This is a genomic window from Actinosynnema sp. NPDC037264 (assembly GCF_055603705.1).
Genome location: NZ_JBVJVK010000071.1, coordinates 1 through 16,471, shown reverse-complemented (window position 1 = coordinate 16,471; position 16,471 = coordinate 1). Strand labels below are relative to the sequence as shown.

At 73.2% G+C, this 16,471-nt stretch carries 12 protein-coding genes and 1 pseudogene; 6 read left to right on the top strand and 7 right to left on the bottom strand.

Annotated elements, in window-relative coordinates; translation table 11 throughout:
- Positions 1 to 235 precede the first annotated feature (235 nt).
- Both ACZ7GX_RS39975 and ACZ7GX_RS39970 read right to left on the bottom strand, forming a co-directional pair.
- Entirely contained in the window at positions 236 to 3,082 is a 2,847-nt protein-coding gene (locus ACZ7GX_RS39975) for an ATP-binding protein (protein WP_498784994.1), read from the bottom strand.
- Positions 3,082 to 3,657, bottom strand: coding sequence for a CGNR zinc finger domain-containing protein (locus tag ACZ7GX_RS39970; protein WP_498784992.1), 576 nt, complete (start codon positions 3,655 to 3,657; stop codon positions 3,082 to 3,084). The genes ACZ7GX_RS39975 and ACZ7GX_RS39970 overlap by 1 nt, the downstream gene beginning before the upstream one ends.
- A 199-nt stretch (positions 3,658 to 3,856) precedes the next feature.
- On the opposite strand from ACZ7GX_RS39970, the gene ACZ7GX_RS39965 reads away from it, so the two are divergent.
- The 3 genes from ACZ7GX_RS39965 to ACZ7GX_RS39955 all read left to right on the top strand — a co-directional run bounded on the left by ACZ7GX_RS39965 (position 3,857) and on the right by ACZ7GX_RS39955 (position 8,530).
- Positions 3,857 to 5,455 carry a tannase/feruloyl esterase family alpha/beta hydrolase gene (locus ACZ7GX_RS39965; protein WP_498784990.1) on the top strand — a complete coding sequence of 533 codons (1,599 nt, stop codon included), beginning with the start codon at positions 3,857 to 3,859 and terminating at the stop codon, positions 5,453 to 5,455.
- Between the two features lie 186 nt (positions 5,456 to 5,641).
- Positions 5,642 to 7,489 carry an ABC transporter ATP-binding protein gene (locus ACZ7GX_RS39960; protein WP_498784987.1) on the top strand — a complete coding sequence of 616 codons (1,848 nt, stop codon included), beginning with the start codon at positions 5,642 to 5,644 and terminating at the stop codon, positions 7,487 to 7,489.
- 147 nt (positions 7,490 to 7,636) lie between these two features.
- Positions 7,637 to 8,530: a DUF2268 domain-containing putative Zn-dependent protease gene (locus ACZ7GX_RS39955; protein WP_498784985.1), complete on the top strand. Its 894-nt coding sequence runs from the start codon at positions 7,637 to 7,639 to the stop codon at positions 8,528 to 8,530.
- Here the strand turns inward: ACZ7GX_RS39955 and ACZ7GX_RS39950 are convergent.
- The 3 genes from ACZ7GX_RS39950 to ACZ7GX_RS39940 all read right to left on the bottom strand — a co-directional run bounded on the left by ACZ7GX_RS39950 (position 8,527) and on the right by ACZ7GX_RS39940 (position 10,916).
- Entirely contained in the window at positions 8,527 to 9,348 is an 822-nt protein-coding gene (locus tag ACZ7GX_RS39950) for a hypothetical protein (protein WP_498784983.1), read from the bottom strand. The two genes, ACZ7GX_RS39955 and ACZ7GX_RS39950, sit on opposite strands and share 4 nt — an antisense overlap.
- Positions 9,349 to 9,399: 51 nt before the next feature.
- Positions 9,400 to 10,602 (bottom strand): MFS transporter, encoded by a 1,203-nt coding sequence (locus tag ACZ7GX_RS39945; protein ID WP_498784981.1) that lies wholly within the window; start codon positions 10,600 to 10,602, stop codon positions 9,400 to 9,402.
- A 158-nt stretch (positions 10,603 to 10,760) separates the two neighbouring features.
- Positions 10,761 to 10,916, bottom strand: coding sequence for a hypothetical protein (locus tag ACZ7GX_RS39940; RefSeq protein WP_498784979.1), 156 nt, complete (start codon positions 10,914 to 10,916; stop codon positions 10,761 to 10,763).
- On the opposite strand from ACZ7GX_RS39940, the gene ACZ7GX_RS39935 reads away from it, so the two are divergent.
- The 3 genes from ACZ7GX_RS39935 to ACZ7GX_RS39925 all read left to right on the top strand — a co-directional run bounded on the left by ACZ7GX_RS39935 (position 10,915) and on the right by ACZ7GX_RS39925 (position 14,598).
- Positions 10,915 to 11,967: a magnesium and cobalt transport protein CorA gene (locus ACZ7GX_RS39935; protein WP_498784977.1), complete on the top strand. Its 1,053-nt coding sequence runs from the start codon at positions 10,915 to 10,917 to the stop codon at positions 11,965 to 11,967. The genes ACZ7GX_RS39940 and ACZ7GX_RS39935 overlap by 2 nt on opposite strands.
- Before the next feature lie 61 nt (positions 11,968 to 12,028).
- Entirely contained in the window at positions 12,029 to 12,292 is a 264-nt protein-coding gene (locus ACZ7GX_RS39930; protein WP_498784975.1) for a hypothetical protein, read from the top strand.
- A gap of 155 nt (positions 12,293 to 12,447) precedes the next feature.
- Positions 12,448 to 14,598 carry an esterase-like activity of phytase family protein gene (locus ACZ7GX_RS39925; RefSeq protein ID WP_498785044.1) on the top strand — a complete coding sequence of 717 codons (2,151 nt, stop codon included), beginning with the start codon at positions 12,448 to 12,450 and terminating at the stop codon, positions 14,596 to 14,598.
- Between the two features lie 121 nt (positions 14,599 to 14,719).
- Here the strand turns inward: ACZ7GX_RS39925 and ACZ7GX_RS39920 are convergent, their stop codons facing one another.
- Complete coding sequence (locus tag ACZ7GX_RS39920) at positions 14,720 to 16,114, bottom strand: glycoside hydrolase family 10 protein (RefSeq protein WP_498785042.1); 1,395 nt, start codon at positions 16,112 to 16,114, stop codon at positions 14,720 to 14,722.
- A gap of 150 nt (positions 16,115 to 16,264) precedes the next feature.
- Positions 16,265 to 16,471 (bottom strand): annotated as a pseudogene (locus ACZ7GX_RS39915) (glucuronyl esterase domain-containing protein); the annotation flags it as partial.

Here is a 16,471-nt window from a genome sequence, read left to right as displayed (position 1 = left end):
CATGTCCTTCAGCAGACAGAGGGGGGGGTTGCCCCCGGTTCCCCCGCCCGGTGGGGGGGGGGGGGGGGGGGGGGGGAGGGGGAACGCCGCCCCCCCCCCCCCCCCCCCCCCCACCCGGCCGAACGTTCTCCTGCTGATCATCTCCGGCTCCCTGTGCCGTCTCACCGTGGACGACGGCGACGCTAGGTGCGCCGCGCGGGCCGCCGCGACCGTCGGGTGACGCTGCCGGTGTACGTCACCGCAGCGCGTCGAGCGCCTCGCCCAGGTCGGCGCGGGAGGTCACGCCCAGCTTCGGGAAGATCCGGTGCAGGTGGGTGCCGACGGTCCGGTGCGACAGGAACAGCCGTTGCCCGATCTCCCGGTTGGTCAGGCCCTCGGCGGCCAGCCGCGCGATGCCCAACTCGTGCGGTGTCAGCCTCTCCCGCGCGTCCGGGTCCCGGTTCGGGCTCGACTCCCCCGCGCCGCGCAGCTCACGGCGGGCCCGTTCGCCCCACGCGGTCAGGCCGAGCGCGTCGGAGGTGTCCCTGGCGGCGCGCAGGTGCGTCCGGGACTCCACCACCCGCCGTTGCCGGCGCAGCCACTCGCCGAACGCCAGGTGCAGGCGGCCCCGTTCGGCCGGCCACCCGGTCAGGTCGGCGCGCAGCGCGGCCGTGAACAGCGGCTCCGCCTCGTCGTTGGGCGCCAGCACGGCACGCGCGTAGCGCAGCCCGATGTGCAGCGCCGGCGAGGGTGTCGACGCGGCGGTCGGCTCCAGGTCGCGCACGATGTCCCGCGCGGCGTCGGTCCGGCCGGCCCGCACGGCCGCCTCGGTCAGCTCGGGGAGGCAGTAGGCGCGCAGGGCCAGGTGGTAGGACGGGTCGGCGGGGTCGTGCAGCCGGCTCAGGTCCGCGAACGCGTCCTCGAAGCGGCCCTCGCCCGAGGCCGAGATCCCGGTCGCGAGCCGCACGGTGGCCAGCACCGGGCGGGCGCCCGCGGCGAGGCCGACCCGTTCCGCCTCGCCGGCCAGCGCCGCGGCCCGTCCGTGGTCACCGCGCAGCGCGGCGATCTCCGCCTGGACGGCCGTGGCCAGCCCGTGCATGAACGGCTGCCGGGTTTCCCGGGCGAGGTTCGCCGCCTCGGCCGCGACCGGCGCGGCCGAGGTCACGTCGCCGAGCCGGGTCCGGCACCACGCCTCCACGGCCAGGGCCCTGGCCAGCAGCCCGAGGCGGCCTTGGGCACGCAGCCCCGGCGTCGCCGCGGCGGAGAACCGTGCCGCCAGGTCGAACGCGCCGACTTGCAGGGACGCGCTGCCCAGGTACCGGTCGACCTCCGGGTCCGTGCCGGTGGCGCCGGCCAGGGCGCGCAGCTCGGCCAGCACGGCGTCACCCCGTTCGAAGGGCGCGACGTAGGCGGTGATGGCGATCATGGCGGGTTCGTCCGCGCCGACCGGCAGCCGCTCCGCGACCTCCAGCAGCGAACGGCGCGCGTCCGGGCCCGGTTCGACCCAGAAGCAGCGCATGGCGGCGCCCCACAGGATCCGGGCGGCGGTGTCGACCTGGCCGTCGTCGGCGACCGAGGCGGCCAGCCCGCCCAGTTCCGCCACGCGCGAGACGTCTTCGCGGACGCCGTCCTCGAAGCCGCTGAGCACCCAGCCTGCGGTGGCACGCCGGCGCGGCGTGAGGTCCAGAGCCTGTGCGTCGCGCACCAGCCGTTCGGCGGTGTCGCGGCGGCCTACCTCGACCGCCAGTTCGGCGGCGCGCAGCAGCCGGACCGCCCGCCCGGACCGCGACCCGCTCAGCCGGGCCGCCCGCTCCAACGCGGCCACGGCGGCGGCGAGCCCACCCCGACGCCGGGCGCGTTCGGCCGCCTGCTCCAGCTCGGTCGCCACGTCCTCGTCCGTGCCGCAGGTCGCGGCGGCCCGGTGCCAGGCCCGGCGGTCCGGGTGGGCGACGAGGGTCTCGGCGAGCGCCAGGTGCGCCTGTCGGCGTTCGTCGAATGTCGCCGCCGCGGGCACGGCCGCGCGGATCAGGGGATGGCGGAAGGTCGACACCGGGCCGTCGAGCTCGATCAACCGGGACTCGATGGCGGGCGCGAGGATGTCCGACGTGAGGGTGCCCGGCGCGGGGGTTCCCGGCCCTGCCGCCGACCCCGCGTCCGGCGCAACCACGTCCGGCCCTGCCGCCGAACCCGACAGCAGACCCGAGGCCACCGGAGACCCGCCACCCGCGGCGACCACCTCCGACCCGGCCGCCGAACCCAGGAGCAGGCCGGTGGCCTCCAGGGTCTCGGGGACCAGGTCGCTCTGGTTCAGCGCCGCCACCAGCAGCGCGGTGCGGGTGGGCGCGGGCAGGGCGGCGACCCGCGCGGTGAAGGCGCGGTGCAGCCGGTCGGTCAGCGGCAGCACCGGGTCCGGCCCGGCCGGTTCCGCCACCGCGGGCAGCTCGACCAGCGCCAGCGGGTTGCCCGCCGCCTGGGCCAGCACCCGCTCCCGCGCCACCGGCGTGAGGCCGGGCGCGACCGAGTCCAGCACACCGGCCGCGACCTCGTCCGCCAGCCGACCGACGGTCATCAGGCACAACCCGGCGTCCAGCAACGGCGAGGGCTCACCGTCCCGCAACGTCGCGAGCAGCACGACCGGCTCGGACTCGATCCGGCGCGCCACGAAGGCGAGCACGTCGAGGCTCGCGCGGTCGAGCCAGTGCACGTCCTCGGCGACGACCAGCAGCGGCCGGTGCCCTGACTCCTCGGCCAGCAGGGTCAACGCGGCCAGACCGACGAGGTAGGCGCCCGGTTCCGGGCCGTCGGCGAGCCCGAGGGCGGTGCGCAGCGCGTCCCGCTGCGGACCGGGCAGCCCCGCCACACCCGCCCGCACCGGGTACAGCAGTTGGTGCAGCCCGGCGTAGGGGAGGTTCCGCTCGGCCTCCGCCCCCGTCGTCACCAGCACGCGCAGCCCGGCGATCGAGGCCGCGGCGACGGATTCCGCCACGAGCGCCGACTTGCCGATACCCGCTTCACCGCGCAGGAGCACGCCACCACGGCCCACCGGACCGTCCACCAGCTCGGCCAGGGCCTTCAGCTCGGCGTCCCTCCCCGCCAGTGGCATCACCCGGCCGCCAGCCGTGACGGGCGCAGCGGCGGGTTGCCGCGCAGCCGCGCGCGGTGCGCCAGCGCCTTCATCTTGTTGCCGCACGTGGCCATCGCGCACCACTCCCGGCGGAAGCCGCGCGACGAGTCGACGTAGACCTGCGTGCACTCCGGGCGGCCGCACTCCTTGAGCAGGTCGGCCGCTGGGCCGCCGAGGATCCCGATCGCGTGCCGGGCCACGGAGGACAGCGCCTGCTCCGGCGTCGCCGTGAGCACCAGCCCGTCCGGCACGAGCCGGGGCACCACCGGCGGGACGGCCGCCACCCGGTTGAGCAGGTCGACCGACGCGGGGTCGTCGTGCTCCCCCACGATCCGGCCCCGCACCAGGACGTAGATCGACTCGCGGAGGGCGACCGCCGCAGCGAGGTCGGCCGCGGCACTGCCCGGCGCCGTGTCGGCCACCCCGGCCTCGACGAACCACGCGTCGAGGGCGCGCGGTGTGCCCAGCACGTCGCGCGGCGCAGGGCTCCGGCGGGCCCGGAGGGTGCCCGCGAAATCCAGCGCGGGGTCCCCGCAGGGGAAGGCGTGCTCCACGTAACCAGTCTGACAGGTGACGAATACGTGCGCCAATCAATAACCGTCTTGACAGGTTGCGAACAGCCGTGCCAAGGTGCTCCGGTCGTCACTCGGACGGGCCCGGTCACGGGCTCGACGACTCCCTCACCGCTCGCACCTCTCGTGCGAGCGCGCTCCTGACCCCATTTCCCGGGTCACGAAACCACTGAGGAAGTCGATGAGACTCTGGACGAAACTCGTCTTGGCCGCCCTGGCGCCGGCCCTGCTCGTGGTGCCGGCGTCCGCCGAACCCGCGGGCACGGCGGACGGCGACGCCACGTGCGCCCCGGTCCCCGTCTCCGCTCCGGCGGGCGCGCGGATCGAGTCCGTGCGGGCCGAGCACCACCCCGGCGGCACCGTCACGTTCCCGCAGACGCCGTTCTCCGCGCCCGCGCCCATCTCGGACGTGCCGCCGTACTGCCAGGTCACGGTCACCCTCACCCACGACGGGAACGACCACGTCACGGTCGCGGTGGCCCTGCCGGGCACCGGCTGGACCGGCCGCCTGCAGGCCGTCGGCGGCAGCGCGTACGCCGCGGGCGACTTCGGCGCGCCGCTGGTCCAGGCGGTCAAGGACGGCTACGCGGGCGTGACCACCGACGCCGGCGTGTCGTCGAACCCCCTGGACACCGGCTGGGCCCTGACCGCCGGCGGCGAGGTCGACACGACGCTGCTGACGAACTTCGCGACCCGCTCAGCGCACGAGTCCGCGGTGATCGGCAAGGCGGTGGCGCGGGCGTTCTACGGCCGTCCCGTGTCGTACTCGTACTGGAACGGCTGCTCGACCGGCGGTCGGCAGGGCTACGCGGAAGCGCAGGAGCACCCGCGCGACTTCGACGGCGTCCTGGCGAACGCGCCGGCGGTCGACTGGACGCGGTTCGCGGTCGCGACCCTGTGGCCGCAGACCGTGATGCACAACGACCGCCACTTCCCGGGCGACTGCGTCCTCACCGCGTTCCGCCGGGCGGCGATCGCGGCCTGCGACCCGCACGACGGCGTCACCGACGGCGTCACCGACCAGCCGGCGGACTGCGGCTACGACCCCCGCGCGCTGGTGGGCGCCACGGTGCTCTGCGCCGGCGAGGAGGTCACCGTGACGGCCGAGGACGCGGAGGTCGTGCGCAAGATCTGGGCCGGCCCGACCGACCCCCGCGGCCGGAGCCTGTGGTCGGGGCTGCCGAAGGGCGCGGACTTCGCCTGGCTGGCCAGGACGGAGCACGACGAGAACGGCGTGCCGTCCGCACCGGGGTTCCCGGTCGCCGTCGCGTGGGTGCGGAGCTTCCTGGCCAAGCAGCCCGGGTTCGACACCTCCACCATCACCTACGAGCGGTTCACCGAGCTGTTCCACCAGTCGGTGCGCGAGTACGACGACGTCATCGGCACGTCGGACCCGGACCTCGGCGGGTTCCGGCGGGCGGGCGGGAAGCTCCTCACCTTCGTCGGCACGGCCGATCAGCTGATCCCGCCCGGCGGCACGATCGCCTACCGCGACCGGGTGGAACGGCGGCTGGGCGGCGCCGACCGCGTGAACGACTTCTACCGCCTCTTCCTCGCACCCGGCGTGGAGCACTGCGGCGGCGGCTCGGGCCCGGCGCCGACGAACCCGCTCGGCGCGCTGGTGGACTGGGTCGAGCACGGCCGGGCGCCGTCGACCCTGCCCGCGGCGACCGCCGACGGCAGCCGGACCCGCGACCTCTGCGCGTACCCGCAGGTCTCGCGGTACCGCGGGCACGGTGATCCCGCGGTCGCGTCGAGCTACCGCTGCACGCGCCGCTGATCCCGCCACCGCCCGTGCCGGCACTCGGCGCGGGCGGTGGTCCCCGGATTTCACATCGGCCGCAAAACCGTTGATACAGAAGGAATTCCGGGGCGCCCGGCGGGACAGGTGGCCGTTAATCGATCGCCGTCACCCGGTCCGGTGGGGCAACATCGACAACTCCGAGGTGCCCCCGGAAGGAGTCGGATGGCCGCGCCAAGGTCCGGAAAACCCGTCAACAAACGAAAAAACGCGGTGCTGCTCGCCCTGCGCCTGTACGGGCGGGAGTTGCGGCGGCACCGGTTGCTCGCCGCGGGCGCGCTCGTGCTGCCCGCGCTGGGCAACACCTGCCTGCTCTACCTGACGCCGCTGGCGGTCGGCGCGCTCGCGGGTCACCTCGCGCGGGGCGGCGACACCGGCTTCACCACCGTGCTCCCGTACCTGCTGGTCTTCGCGGGTCTGATGCTCTTCGCCGAGTTGCTGTGGCGCATCGGCGTGCACTGCCTCAACCGCACCGACGGACGCGGGATCGAGCACCTGTCCGTCCTGGGCATGGACGCGCTGCTCGCCAAGGACGCGGCGTTCTTCCACGACAACTTCGCGGGCTCCCTCACCAAGCGCGTGCTGAGCTTCGCGTCGCGCTTCGAGGAGTTCGTCGACACGGTGGCGTTCAAGATCGTCGCCAACCTCATCCCGCTGGGTTTCGCGTGCGTGGTGCTGTGGAGCTTCCACCCCCTGCTCGTCCTGGTGCTGCTCGGCCTGATAGTCGTCACGGGATTCGTGGTCGCGCCGCTCATCCGCCGTCGCCAGCGCTTGGTCGCCGAGCGGGAGGCCGCCTACGCGCGGCTGTCCGGCCACGTCGCCGACACGTTGATGAACATGGAGACGGTGCGGGCGTTCGCCGCCGAGGAGCGCGAGAGCGCGGAGCACCGGACCCGGGCCGCCGAGACCCGGGTGCTGGCGCTGCGGTCGTGGGACTACGGCAACCTGCGCATCGACGCCCTGGTCGCGCCGCTGTCCGTGCTGACCAACGCGCTCGGCCTCGCGGTCGCCGTCGGGGTCAGCGGCGGGCTCGGCGTGGAGGCGATCGTGGTGACGTTCGCGTACTTCTCCAACGCGACGCGGATCATGTTCGAGTTCAACCAGATCTACCGGCGGGTCGAGAGCGCGCTCACCGAGGCCGCGCAGTTCACCGAACTGCTGCTCGACGAGCCGACCGTGCTCGACCCGGAGGAACCCGAGCCGCTGCAGGTCGAGGACTCCCGCGTCCGGTTCGACCACGTGGTGTTCGCGCACGGCGGCAACAAGCCGTTGTTCACCGGCTTGGACCTGGACGTGCCGGCGGGCACGCGGATCGGGTTGGTCGGCCGCTCCGGCGGCGGCAAGACCACGCTCACCCGGTTGCTGCTGCGGCTGATGGACGTCGACGAGGGTCGGATCCTCATCGGCGGCCAGGACATCGCGCGCCTGCGCCAGGCGGACCTGCGCGGCCTCGTCGCGTACGTGCCCCAGGACCCGGCCATGTTCCACCGGACGCTCCGGGAGAACATCGCCTTCGCCCGACCGGGCGCGACCGACGCCGAGATCCTGCGCGCCGCCCACGCCGCCCACGTGACGGAGTTCGCGGAGGCGCTGCCCGACGGGTTCGACACGATGGTCGGCGAACGCGGGGTCAAGCTGTCCGGCGGGCAGCGGCAACGGGTCGCGCTGGCCCGCGCGATCCTGCGCGACGCGCCGATCCTGCTGCTGGACGAGGCGACCAGCGCGTTGGACTCGGAGAGCGAGGTGCTGGTCCAGGAAGCGCTGTGGCGGCTCATGGAGGGCCGCACGGCGCTCGTCGTCGCGCACCGGCTGAGCACCGTCGTGCGGATGGACCGGCTGGTCGTGCTGGACCGGGGCGGGATCGTGGAACAGGGCACGCACGCCGAACTGCTGGACGCGGACGGCTCGTACGCGAAGCTGTGGCGCCACCAGTCCGGCGGCTTCCTGGACGAGACCGCGCCGGACGAGGTGGACGCCGGCGTGCCGGACCCGGTGGGCGCCAAGCCGTCCTGAGCCGGCACCCCGCACGTCACCGCGGCGGAAGGGCCTGCCCTGCACGGCGTGATCAGCGAGTTCGACGCCACGCGGAAGCCGCGGCGGGCCCGCCGCGGCCGTGCGGGCTTGAACTTCCAGTCGGTGGAACGCCTAGCGTCCCCGGACATGACGATCACGGTCCTCGACACCTACCCCGCCATGCGCGAGATCCTGCGGTCGCCGCGAACCGACCGGCCCGGGCTGCTCGAGGCCATGCTCGAACCGGCCGCGGGCATGTACCGGTACTTCCCCGGCGAGGTCGACCTCGTCGCGATGCACGTGATGAGCTCCGGGTTCCCGATCGACCGCGACGAGGAACGGTGCCTGGAGGCGTTGGAGGCGCTGCACGACGCCGACGCGTGGCGCCGGATCGAGCGCGCCCTGCGCGACGCCCTCGCCGTGCAGCTCGCGGCGACCCCGGGCCTCGCGGTGCCGGACATCACCGTGCTCGTCGTGCTCGGCGATCCCGGGGACGCGCACTTCATGGGCCCGAACCTGGGCATGACGGCGAACGGCAGCGTGCCCGGCCACGTGTTCCTGAACTTCTGGCCCTACCCGGAGAACCTGGCGCGGCTGGAGGCGACCGCGGTGCACGAGCTCAACCACAACCTCCGCTACGGTCCCGGCGCCGTCGTGTGGGACCCGGCGACGGTCACCGTGGGCGAGCACGTGGTGTCCGAAGGGCTCGCCGACGCGTTCGCCCGCCAGCTGTACGGCGACGAGCTGGGGCTCGCCCGCATCGGCGTGCCGCACCTGCACGACGACGCGGTGTTCGCCAAGGTCGTCTCCGGCCTCGCGGTGACGGGGATGCAGAACTTCACCGCGTGGGTGCACGGTGACGAAGCCGCCGCCCGCTACGGCGCGACCCCCGTGGGGCTGCCCACCGGCGCCGGCTACGCCGTCGGCAACCGGCTCGTGGACGCCTACCTGGCCACGACGGGCCGCACCGCGGCGGAAGCGTTGCTGGTGGACAGCCGGGAGGTGATCGACACGGCGCTCAGCCGCGTCCCGCGTCCCTAACGGGTGGCCTCGAACTCCTCGTACAGCTCCGGGATGTAGGCGAGCAGGAGGTCGACGGTGCCGATCCCCCCGTTGACCGGGTCGAGCTGCGCGTAGGCGTACGCGATCTCGGACCCCTTGCGCGACGGCACCGACTCGCGCACGTCGGTCAACCAGTCCAGGAACGGCACGCGCCGCACGACCAGCACCGGGTTGAGCAGCGCGGCGTAGACCAGCAGCAGGTCCAGCACCACCGGGCGGTTGCGCAGGGCCCACCGGTAGAACTCCGAGAACAGGAAGAACCGGCGCTCCACCGCCGTCGGCGCGACCCCGTGCACCTGCTCGGCGACCGCGGCGCCGTGGTCGGTCGAGGCCTGCTCGGCTTCGCTCCACGCCCGGTCGTGGACGTTGCGGACGGTCAGCTCACCCCGGTGCAGCCGGGTCAGGTAGTCGGCCCACCGCGCCGAGCCGGGGTTGCCGAAGCCGTCGGTCGAGCGACCGAGCGCGAGCGCGACGCCGCGTTCGATCCCCTCCAGGATCCCCGCGTCGACGTGCGAGACCCACGTGCCCGGCGCGCCGAGCCCGTGATCGCGGAAGAACGAGAGCACGCCCTCGATGTTGCGCCAGCGGTCCGCCGCGCCCAGCCCCGCGGCGGGACCGCTCTGCACCAACCGGAGGAACTGCAACCGGTCCGCCATCGCCATCCGGTCGATCTCGGCCGCCGTGCAGTCCAACGACGCCGCGCACTCCGCCGGCGACCGCACCTCCGCCATCGCCGGCACCGGCGTGACCAACCCTGCCACCAGCGCGAGCACGACTACCCAAACGGATCTCTTCACACCCGGCAACTTAACGTCCCCGCTCCGTGACGGTGACCGGAAACCACCCGTTCAGGTCGCCTGGGTCGTCACCGCTTCGGGAGTGCGCTCGAGGCGGCTGGTCGCCCAGGCCACCACGACGCCGGCCGCGCAGACGATCAGCGAGACGAGCACCGGGCCGTCCGAGCCGCCGCCGACCGCCGACCCGCCGACCGCGGCGCCGATCGCGATGCCCAGGGTGACCGCGGACGCGGGCAGGGTGGCCGCCAGGTCGCGGCCCGGACCGGCGAGGCCGACCACCCGGTGCTGGATCGACGGGACGATGCCGAAGCCGACGACCCCCCACACGAACAGCGCGATCGCGGTGATCACGGGGTTCGACCCGAGGAAGTACAGCGCGGCGAGGGCGAGCACCAGGACGACGCCGCCGACGATGATCGTGCCGCCCGCGTTCCGGTCCGCTGCCGCACCGCCCGCGAACGTGCCGAGGGCGTTGGCGACGCCGTACACCAGCAGGAAGAGCGCGATCGTGCCGCCGGAGACGCCCGTGACGTCGGCCAGGAACGGCTGGATGAACGTCAGGCCGGCGAACTGGCCGCCCATGATCAGGAAGCCGAGGCCGAGCAGGGCCAGGACCTTCGGCGCGAACGCGTGCCTGGCCTGCGCCCCGAAGCCGCCGATACCCGAGTGGGGCACGGTCGGGATGACCGCCACGGCCAGCGCCAGCGTGAGCACCCCGGCGAGGACGATCGCGACGAACGACGCCTCCCAGCCGCGGCTCTGGCCGATCAGGGTGCCGAGCGGGACGCCGAGCGCGGTGGAGACGGCCGTGCCGCCGAAGACGAACGAGATCGCCTTGCCCATCTTCTCCGGCGGCATCATGCCCGCGCCGACCGCGAAGGCCACCCCGATGAACAGGCCGTGCAGCGAGCCGGCGAGCACGCGTGCGACGAGCAGCAGGCCGAAGCTCGTCGCCATCACCGCGATGGCGTTGACCAGGACGTACGCGGCCAACGAGACCTGGAGCAGCCGCCTGCGGGCGAACCTGATCGTGAGGGCGGTCAGCACCGGTCCGCCGATCGAGATGCCCAGCGCGTAGCTGGTGACGAGGCCGCCGGCGGTCCCGACCGAGACGTTCAGGTCGTCGGCGATGAGGTTCAGCACGCCGACCACGATCAGCTCGGCGCTGCCCATCACGAACGTGCCGAAGAACAACGCGCTCAGCGCCAGGTTGGTGCGCGACCGGCTCAGGCCGGTTCGCGTGTCTGCACTCATGTGGGTCCCCCAAGGTCTTGTTCACGGATTCGGCGTACAACGCCGGACGTTAGGGAACGATCCCTAACATCGCAACCGAATGACCGTCAGGCCCTGTCCCGCCGTGGCGGGACAGGACCCGGAGATCACCGAAACAGTCCGCTGTGGACACCCTGCGATCACGGCAGGGCCCCCGCGACGGGACCCAGTGCGAGCGCGGGCACGAAGGTGAGCGCCGCGACCCTGCCGCACCCGAACCCGCCGTCGACGCGATTCGAACGCGCATTCCCCTGCGTCACCCGTCCGGTCACGGGGTGCGGCAGGATGATCTGCATGGTGAGCCCTGCCGCCGACGGCGTCCCCGGAGAGGTAGCGGACGTGAAGCGGGACGCCGTGGTGGCGTGCGCGGTCTACGTCGACGGCGTGCGGCTGCCCGGTGACCTGTCGCCCGCCGACGCCGCCGCCGAGGTCCGGTCGCGCGGCGGCGGGTTCGTCTGGGTCGGGCTGTTCCAGCCGGACGAGGAGCACATCCACGAGGTCGCCGAGGCGTTCGGGCTGCACGAGCTCGCCGTCGAGGACGCCGTGCACGCCCACCAGCGCCCCAAGCTCGACCGCTACGACGACAACCTGTTCATGGTGCTCAAGACCCTGCGGTTCGTGGAGCACGAGTCGCCGACGACGGCGAACGAGATCGTGGAGTCCGGGGAGATCATGGTGTTCCTCGGCCGCGACTACGTGATCACGGTCCGCCACGGCCACCACTCGGGGCTGGGTGACGTGCGCCGCCAACTGGAGGCCGCGCCGCACCTGCTGGCGGCGGGGCCCGCGATGGTGCTGCACGAGATCGCCGACCGCGTGGTCGACGGCTACCGCGAGGTGATCGAGGCGTTCGAGGGCGACATCGACCTGGTCGAGACCGCGGTGTTCGCGCCGCGCAGCGAGATCGGCGTCGAGCAGATGTACCTGGTCAAGCGGGAGATCATGGAGCTGCGGCGGGCGGTGATGCCGCTGGCGGCCCCGCTGCGCAAGCTCAGCGAGGGCGCGTGCGGCCCGCTCGTGCCGGACGAGATCCGGTCCTACTTCCGCAACGTCGACGACCACCTCACCGCCGCCGCGGAACGCGTCGTCGCCTTCGACGAGATGCTGACCACGCTGGTCAACGCGACCTTGGCCAAGGTGTCGTTGCGGCAGAACAACGACATGCGCAGGATCTCCGCGTGGGTGGCGATCATCGCCGTGCCGACCATGGTGGTGGGCGTCTACGGCATGAACTTCGACCACATGCCGGAACTGCGCTGGCAGTACGGCTACCCGTTCGTGCTGTCGGTGACGCTGGCCGCGTGCCTGATCCTGTACCGCCTGTTCAAGCGCAACCGGTGGCTGTGACGAACGCGGCGCGGCGGTGGCGGTGCGCCCGGGAGATCCGGGTCACGGCACCATGGACGGCATGATGCGGCAGCTCCCCGCCAAAGACCGACCGGGCAAGGACGCCTGGCTCGGGCCGATCTCGCTGTGCCTCGCAGTGCTCAGCTGGCCGATCCCGGCCGGCGGCACCGTCCTGGCGGTCGGGGCGGTGGCCTGCGGCGCGCTGTCGATGGGCACCAAGACCGAGTACCGGCTGGACTGGACCGCGGTCACGGGCACGTCCGTCGCCGTCCTGCAACTCCTGCTCTCGCTGATGCTGCTGGTCATGGAGGCCCGCGGCCACTAGGACGACCCGCCACGCGACGGTGCGGTCGCTCGCCACCCGGCGTTCACCCGGGCGACGCCTCGATGGGTTACAAAGCGCGCGCCGTCGTCGAGGTTGGAGGCCCCGTGAGCCGTCCGGTTCGTGTTGTCGCAGGTCTGGTGGTGTGCGGGGTGACCATGTCGCTCCTGTCGTCGGCCGCGGCGGCGACGCCGCCCGAGCGGTTCCAGCGGGTCGACACCCTGTCCGTGTTCGCCAACGGCTCGGTCGGCGAGCACACCGCCGCCGAGATCGCGGCGGCCACGGCGGACGGCCGGACCGTCGTCTACACCGACTCCCCCGCCGGGCGGATCGGGTTCGCCGCCGTCGGCCGGGACGGCGCGCTCTCCCCCGCCGGCGTGCTGGGCGTGCCGGGCGAGCCCACGTCGGTGGACGTCCTCGGCCGGCTGGCGCTGGTCGCGGTCGACACCTCCGCGTCGTTCACCGCGCCGTCGGGCGTGCTGGTGGTGGTCGACCTGGACGCCAAGGCGGTCGTGGCCACGCACGACCTGGGCGGGCAGCCGGACTCGATCGACGTCTCGCCCGACGGGCGGCACGCCGCCGTGGCCATCGAGAACCAGCGTGACGAGGACGTCGCCGACGGCGCGATCCCGCAGGCGCCGGCCGGCTTCCTCGCCGTCGTCGACCTCGCGGGCAGCCCCGGGTCGTGGACGCAGCGCCGGGTCGCCCTCACCGGTCTCGCCGAGGTCGCGCCGGACGACCCGGAACCGGAGTACGTCAGCGTCAACGGGCGGGGCCAGGCCGCCGTGACGCTGCAGGAGAACAACCACATCGCGGTGGTCGACCTGCGTTCGGCGAAGGTGGTGAACCACTTCCCGGCGGGCACGGTGACGGTCGGGGGCGTCGACGTCGCCGACGACGGCCGGATCGACCCGACCGGGACGATCACCGCGGCCCGCGAGCCCGACGCGGTGGCCTGGCTGGACGACCGCACGCTCGGCACCGCCGACGAGGGCGACTACCGGGGCGGGTCGCGCACGTGGACGGTGTTCGACGCGGCGTCGGGCCGGGTCGTGTTCTCCTCGGGCGACGAGCTCCAGCGGGTGGCGATCCGCCAGGGCCAGTACCCCGACGGCCGTTCGGACAACAAGGGCGTCGAGCCGGAGGGGTTGGCCGTGGCGTCCTTCGGTCGGCACCGGTACGCGTTCGTCGGCCTGGAGCGCGCCAACCTGGTCGCCGTCTACGACGTGGACGACCCGCGCCGGCCACGCTTCGTGCAGGCGTTGCCGACCGGTGTCGGCCCGGAGGGCCTGCTGCCGATCCCGGCGACCGGCACGCTGGTCGTGTCGGCCGAGGAGGACTCCGCCGAGGACGGCGTCCGGTCCTCGCTGACCTCCTACCGCCTGACCCGCACGCCGTTGGCCGTGGCGTTGGCGCGCAACGAGGGCACGCCCTCGATCGTGTCCGACGGCATCGGGTTCGGCGCGCTGTCGGGGTTGTCGGGCATCCCGGGCGACAGCCGTGACGTCGTGGCCATCACCGACTCGGCGTACCGCCCGACCCGCGTGCTGACGATCGACACCCTGTCCGCGCCGGCCCGCGTGCGCGCCGAGCTGACCCTGACCAAGGGCGGGCAGCCGGTGGACTACGACGGCGAGGGCATCGCCGCGCGGCGGGGCGGCGGCTACTGGGTGGCCGCCGAGGGCGACGGGAAGGCGCGGCCGAACCTGCTGGTCGAGGTGTCCGGGTCCGGTGCGGTCGTGCGGGAGGTGCCGCTGCCGGCCGAAGTCGCGGCGACGGCCACGAGCAACGGCTTCGAGGGCGTGACGACCACCGGGCGCGGTGACGGCGAGCAGGTGTGGCTGGCGGTGCAGCGGGAGTGGAAGGGCGACCCGCGCGGCCAGGCGACCCTGGCCCGCTTCACCCCCGCGACGGGTCAGTGGTCGTTCGCGGCGTACCCGCTCGACGCCACGGCGGTCGGCTGGGTGGGGCTGTCGGAGGTGACCGCGCTGGACGACCGCACGCTGCTCGTGCTGGAACGCGACAACCAGCGCGGTGACGCGGCGGTGACCAAGAAGGTCTACCGGGTGGACATCTCCGGCCTCGCCACCGTCGCCGCCGGCCAGGCCAAGCCGCCGGCCGCGAAGACCGAGGCGCGCGACCTGCTGCCGACCCTGACCGCCGGCGGCGCCACCGCGCACGACAAGCCGGAGGGACTGGCGGTCGTCGGCGACGGCCCGTTGCGCCGCCTGGTCGCCGTGGTCGACAACGACGGCGTGGAGGACGCTCCGGGCGAATCCGTCTTCCTCCGCCTCGGCCGGATCCGCTAGGCACCGCTGTCGAGGGCCGGACCTGCCGGGTCCGGCCGTCGACGCCCGCGAGGGAGCCACCGAGGCCGGCTGGGCGCGGAGGCCCGGCAACACGCGCCGGGCCTCCCCTGTCCCCGAACCGTCAGCCGGTGCGGCAGGTCAGGCTGGGCCAGTTCCAGTTGCCCCCGTGCTGGATGGTGAAGCCGAACACGTTGCCGTTGCCGTTGGGACGGGCCGTCATCACGTTGCCGCTGCTGTCCCAGCTGACACTCGTGTTCCAGGTGGCGATGATCTTCTGCGGCGGGCTCACCGTCACCGTCACCACCCAGTTGTCGGTCCCCGTGACGGTCACCTGGCCGTTGAAGCGGTCACTCCACTTCGTACCCTCCGAGTACGTCGCGGTGCAGCTGCCGCCGGGCTGGCTGGTGGTCGTCGTCGTGGTGCCGGTCGTGGCCGTCGTCGTGGTGGTGGACGTCGGCACGACACCGCCGTTGAGGGCGTTGAGCGTCGAGGTGTACGCGGCCTTCTTGTTGCCCGAGCCGTCGAACAGCAACGGGGTGCCCGAGGCGCGCCACGAGTCGGTGTCGCGGATGCCCCACACCGTGATGCCGGTGCAGCGGGCGACGGCCAGGCAGGCCTTCACCACGCGCTCGTAGTTCGCCGCCTGCGCCGAGCCGGAGCCCTCGATGTCCAGCTCGGTGATCTGCACGTCCACACCCAGCGCCGCGAAGCTCGACAGCGTGGTCTGGTAGTTGCCCGGCACCGGGCTCTGGCTGTTGAAGTGCGACTGCAGGCCGACGCAGTCGATCGGCACGCCGCGCTGCTTGAAGTCCTGCACCAACCGGTACACCGCCTGGGTCTTCGCGTGCGTCCAGTCGTCGGTGTTGTAGTCGTTGTAGCAGAGCTTCGCACCCGGGTCGGCCGCCCGCGCCGCGCGGAACGCCGCCTCGATCCAGTCGTTGCCCGTCCGCTGCAGGTTCGAGTCACGACGCGCACCGGAACTACCGTCCTGGAACGCCTCGTTCACCACGTCCCACGCGTAGATCTTGCCCCGGTAGTGGGTCGCCACCTGCGTGACGTGGTTGAGCATCGCCGAGCGCAACGCCGACCCGGACATGTTCTGCATCCAGCCCGGCTGCTGCGAGTGCCACGCCAGCGTGTGGCCGCGCACCCGCTTGCCCTGGCCGGTGGCCTGGTTCACGATCCGGTCGCCGTTGGTGTAGTTGAACTGCCCCTGCGACGGCTCGGTCGCGTCGATCTTCATCTCGTTCTCGGCCGTGACCATGTCGAACTCGCGGTTCAGGACCCCGACGTACGTCGAGTCGCCCAGCTTGTTCGCCGCGACCGCGGTGCCGAAGTAGCGACCGGTCCGGTTCGCCGCCGTGGCCAGGGTGGTGCCCGGGCCTGGCTGCTGCGTCGTGGTCGTGGTGGTCGTGGTGGTGTCGCCGGTTGTGGTGGTGCTGGTGGGGCCGTCGGTGAGGGTGGGGGTGGTCCAGTCGCGCCATTGGGTGAGGTTGCCGGTGGCTTTGGTGTGCATGGTGATGCCGCCGGTGAAGGTGCCGGTGTTGCGGAGGAATCTGCCGATGGCCTGGGTGAGGGGGGTGCGCCATTCGGTGCGGTTGGCGCAGTGGTTTCCGTCGGTGACGTTGGAGTGGTAGAGCAGGTTGTTCTGGGCGCCGAGGGCTTTGTAGACCTCGGCTCCGCCGAGTGCGGCGACGCTGGCGGAGCGGGGGCCGAGGTTGGCGATGTGGGGGTTGTCCATGATGAACAGGCCGCGGGGGGCGACCATGGCCACCAGCGAGTGGGTGTCGATGGGGGCGGTGTTGGGGTTGTTGGTGTAGGGGCTGAACGGGTCGCCGAACCAGGGTTGTTCGCCGTAGGCGCTGGCGAGGGT

Excerpts from the sequence above, each read along its gene's own strand:
- ACZ7GX_RS39975 (WP_498784994.1), bottom strand. The coding sequence starts at position 3,082 with ATGCCACTGGCGGGGAGGGACGCCGAGCTGAAGGCCCTGGCCGAGCTG.
- ACZ7GX_RS39940 (WP_498784979.1), bottom strand. The coding sequence starts at position 10,916 with ATGCAGATCATCCTGCCGCACCCCGTGACCGGACGGGTGACGCAGGGG.
- ACZ7GX_RS39930 (WP_498784975.1), top strand. The coding sequence starts at position 12,029 with ATGATGCGGCAGCTCCCCGCCAAAGACCGACCGGGCAAGGACGCCTGG.
- ACZ7GX_RS39925 (WP_498785044.1), top strand. The coding sequence starts at position 12,448 with ATGTCGCTCCTGTCGTCGGCCGCGGCGGCGACGCCGCCCGAGCGGTTC.
- ACZ7GX_RS39935 (WP_498784977.1), top strand. The coding sequence starts at position 10,915 with ATGGTGAGCCCTGCCGCCGACGGCGTCCCCGGAGAGGTAGCGGACGTG.
- ACZ7GX_RS39955 (WP_498784985.1), top strand. The coding sequence starts at position 7,637 with ATGACGATCACGGTCCTCGACACCTACCCCGCCATGCGCGAGATCCTG.
- ACZ7GX_RS39960 (WP_498784987.1), top strand. The coding sequence starts at position 5,642 with ATGGCCGCGCCAAGGTCCGGAAAACCCGTCAACAAACGAAAAAACGCG.
- ACZ7GX_RS39920 (WP_498785042.1), bottom strand. The coding sequence starts at position 16,114 with ATGCACACCAAAGCCACCGGCAACCTCACCCAATGGCGCGACTGGACC.
- ACZ7GX_RS39945 (WP_498784981.1), bottom strand. The coding sequence starts at position 10,602 with ATGAGTGCAGACACGCGAACCGGCCTGAGCCGGTCGCGCACCAACCTG.
- ACZ7GX_RS39965 (WP_498784990.1), top strand. The coding sequence starts at position 3,857 with ATGAGACTCTGGACGAAACTCGTCTTGGCCGCCCTGGCGCCGGCCCTG.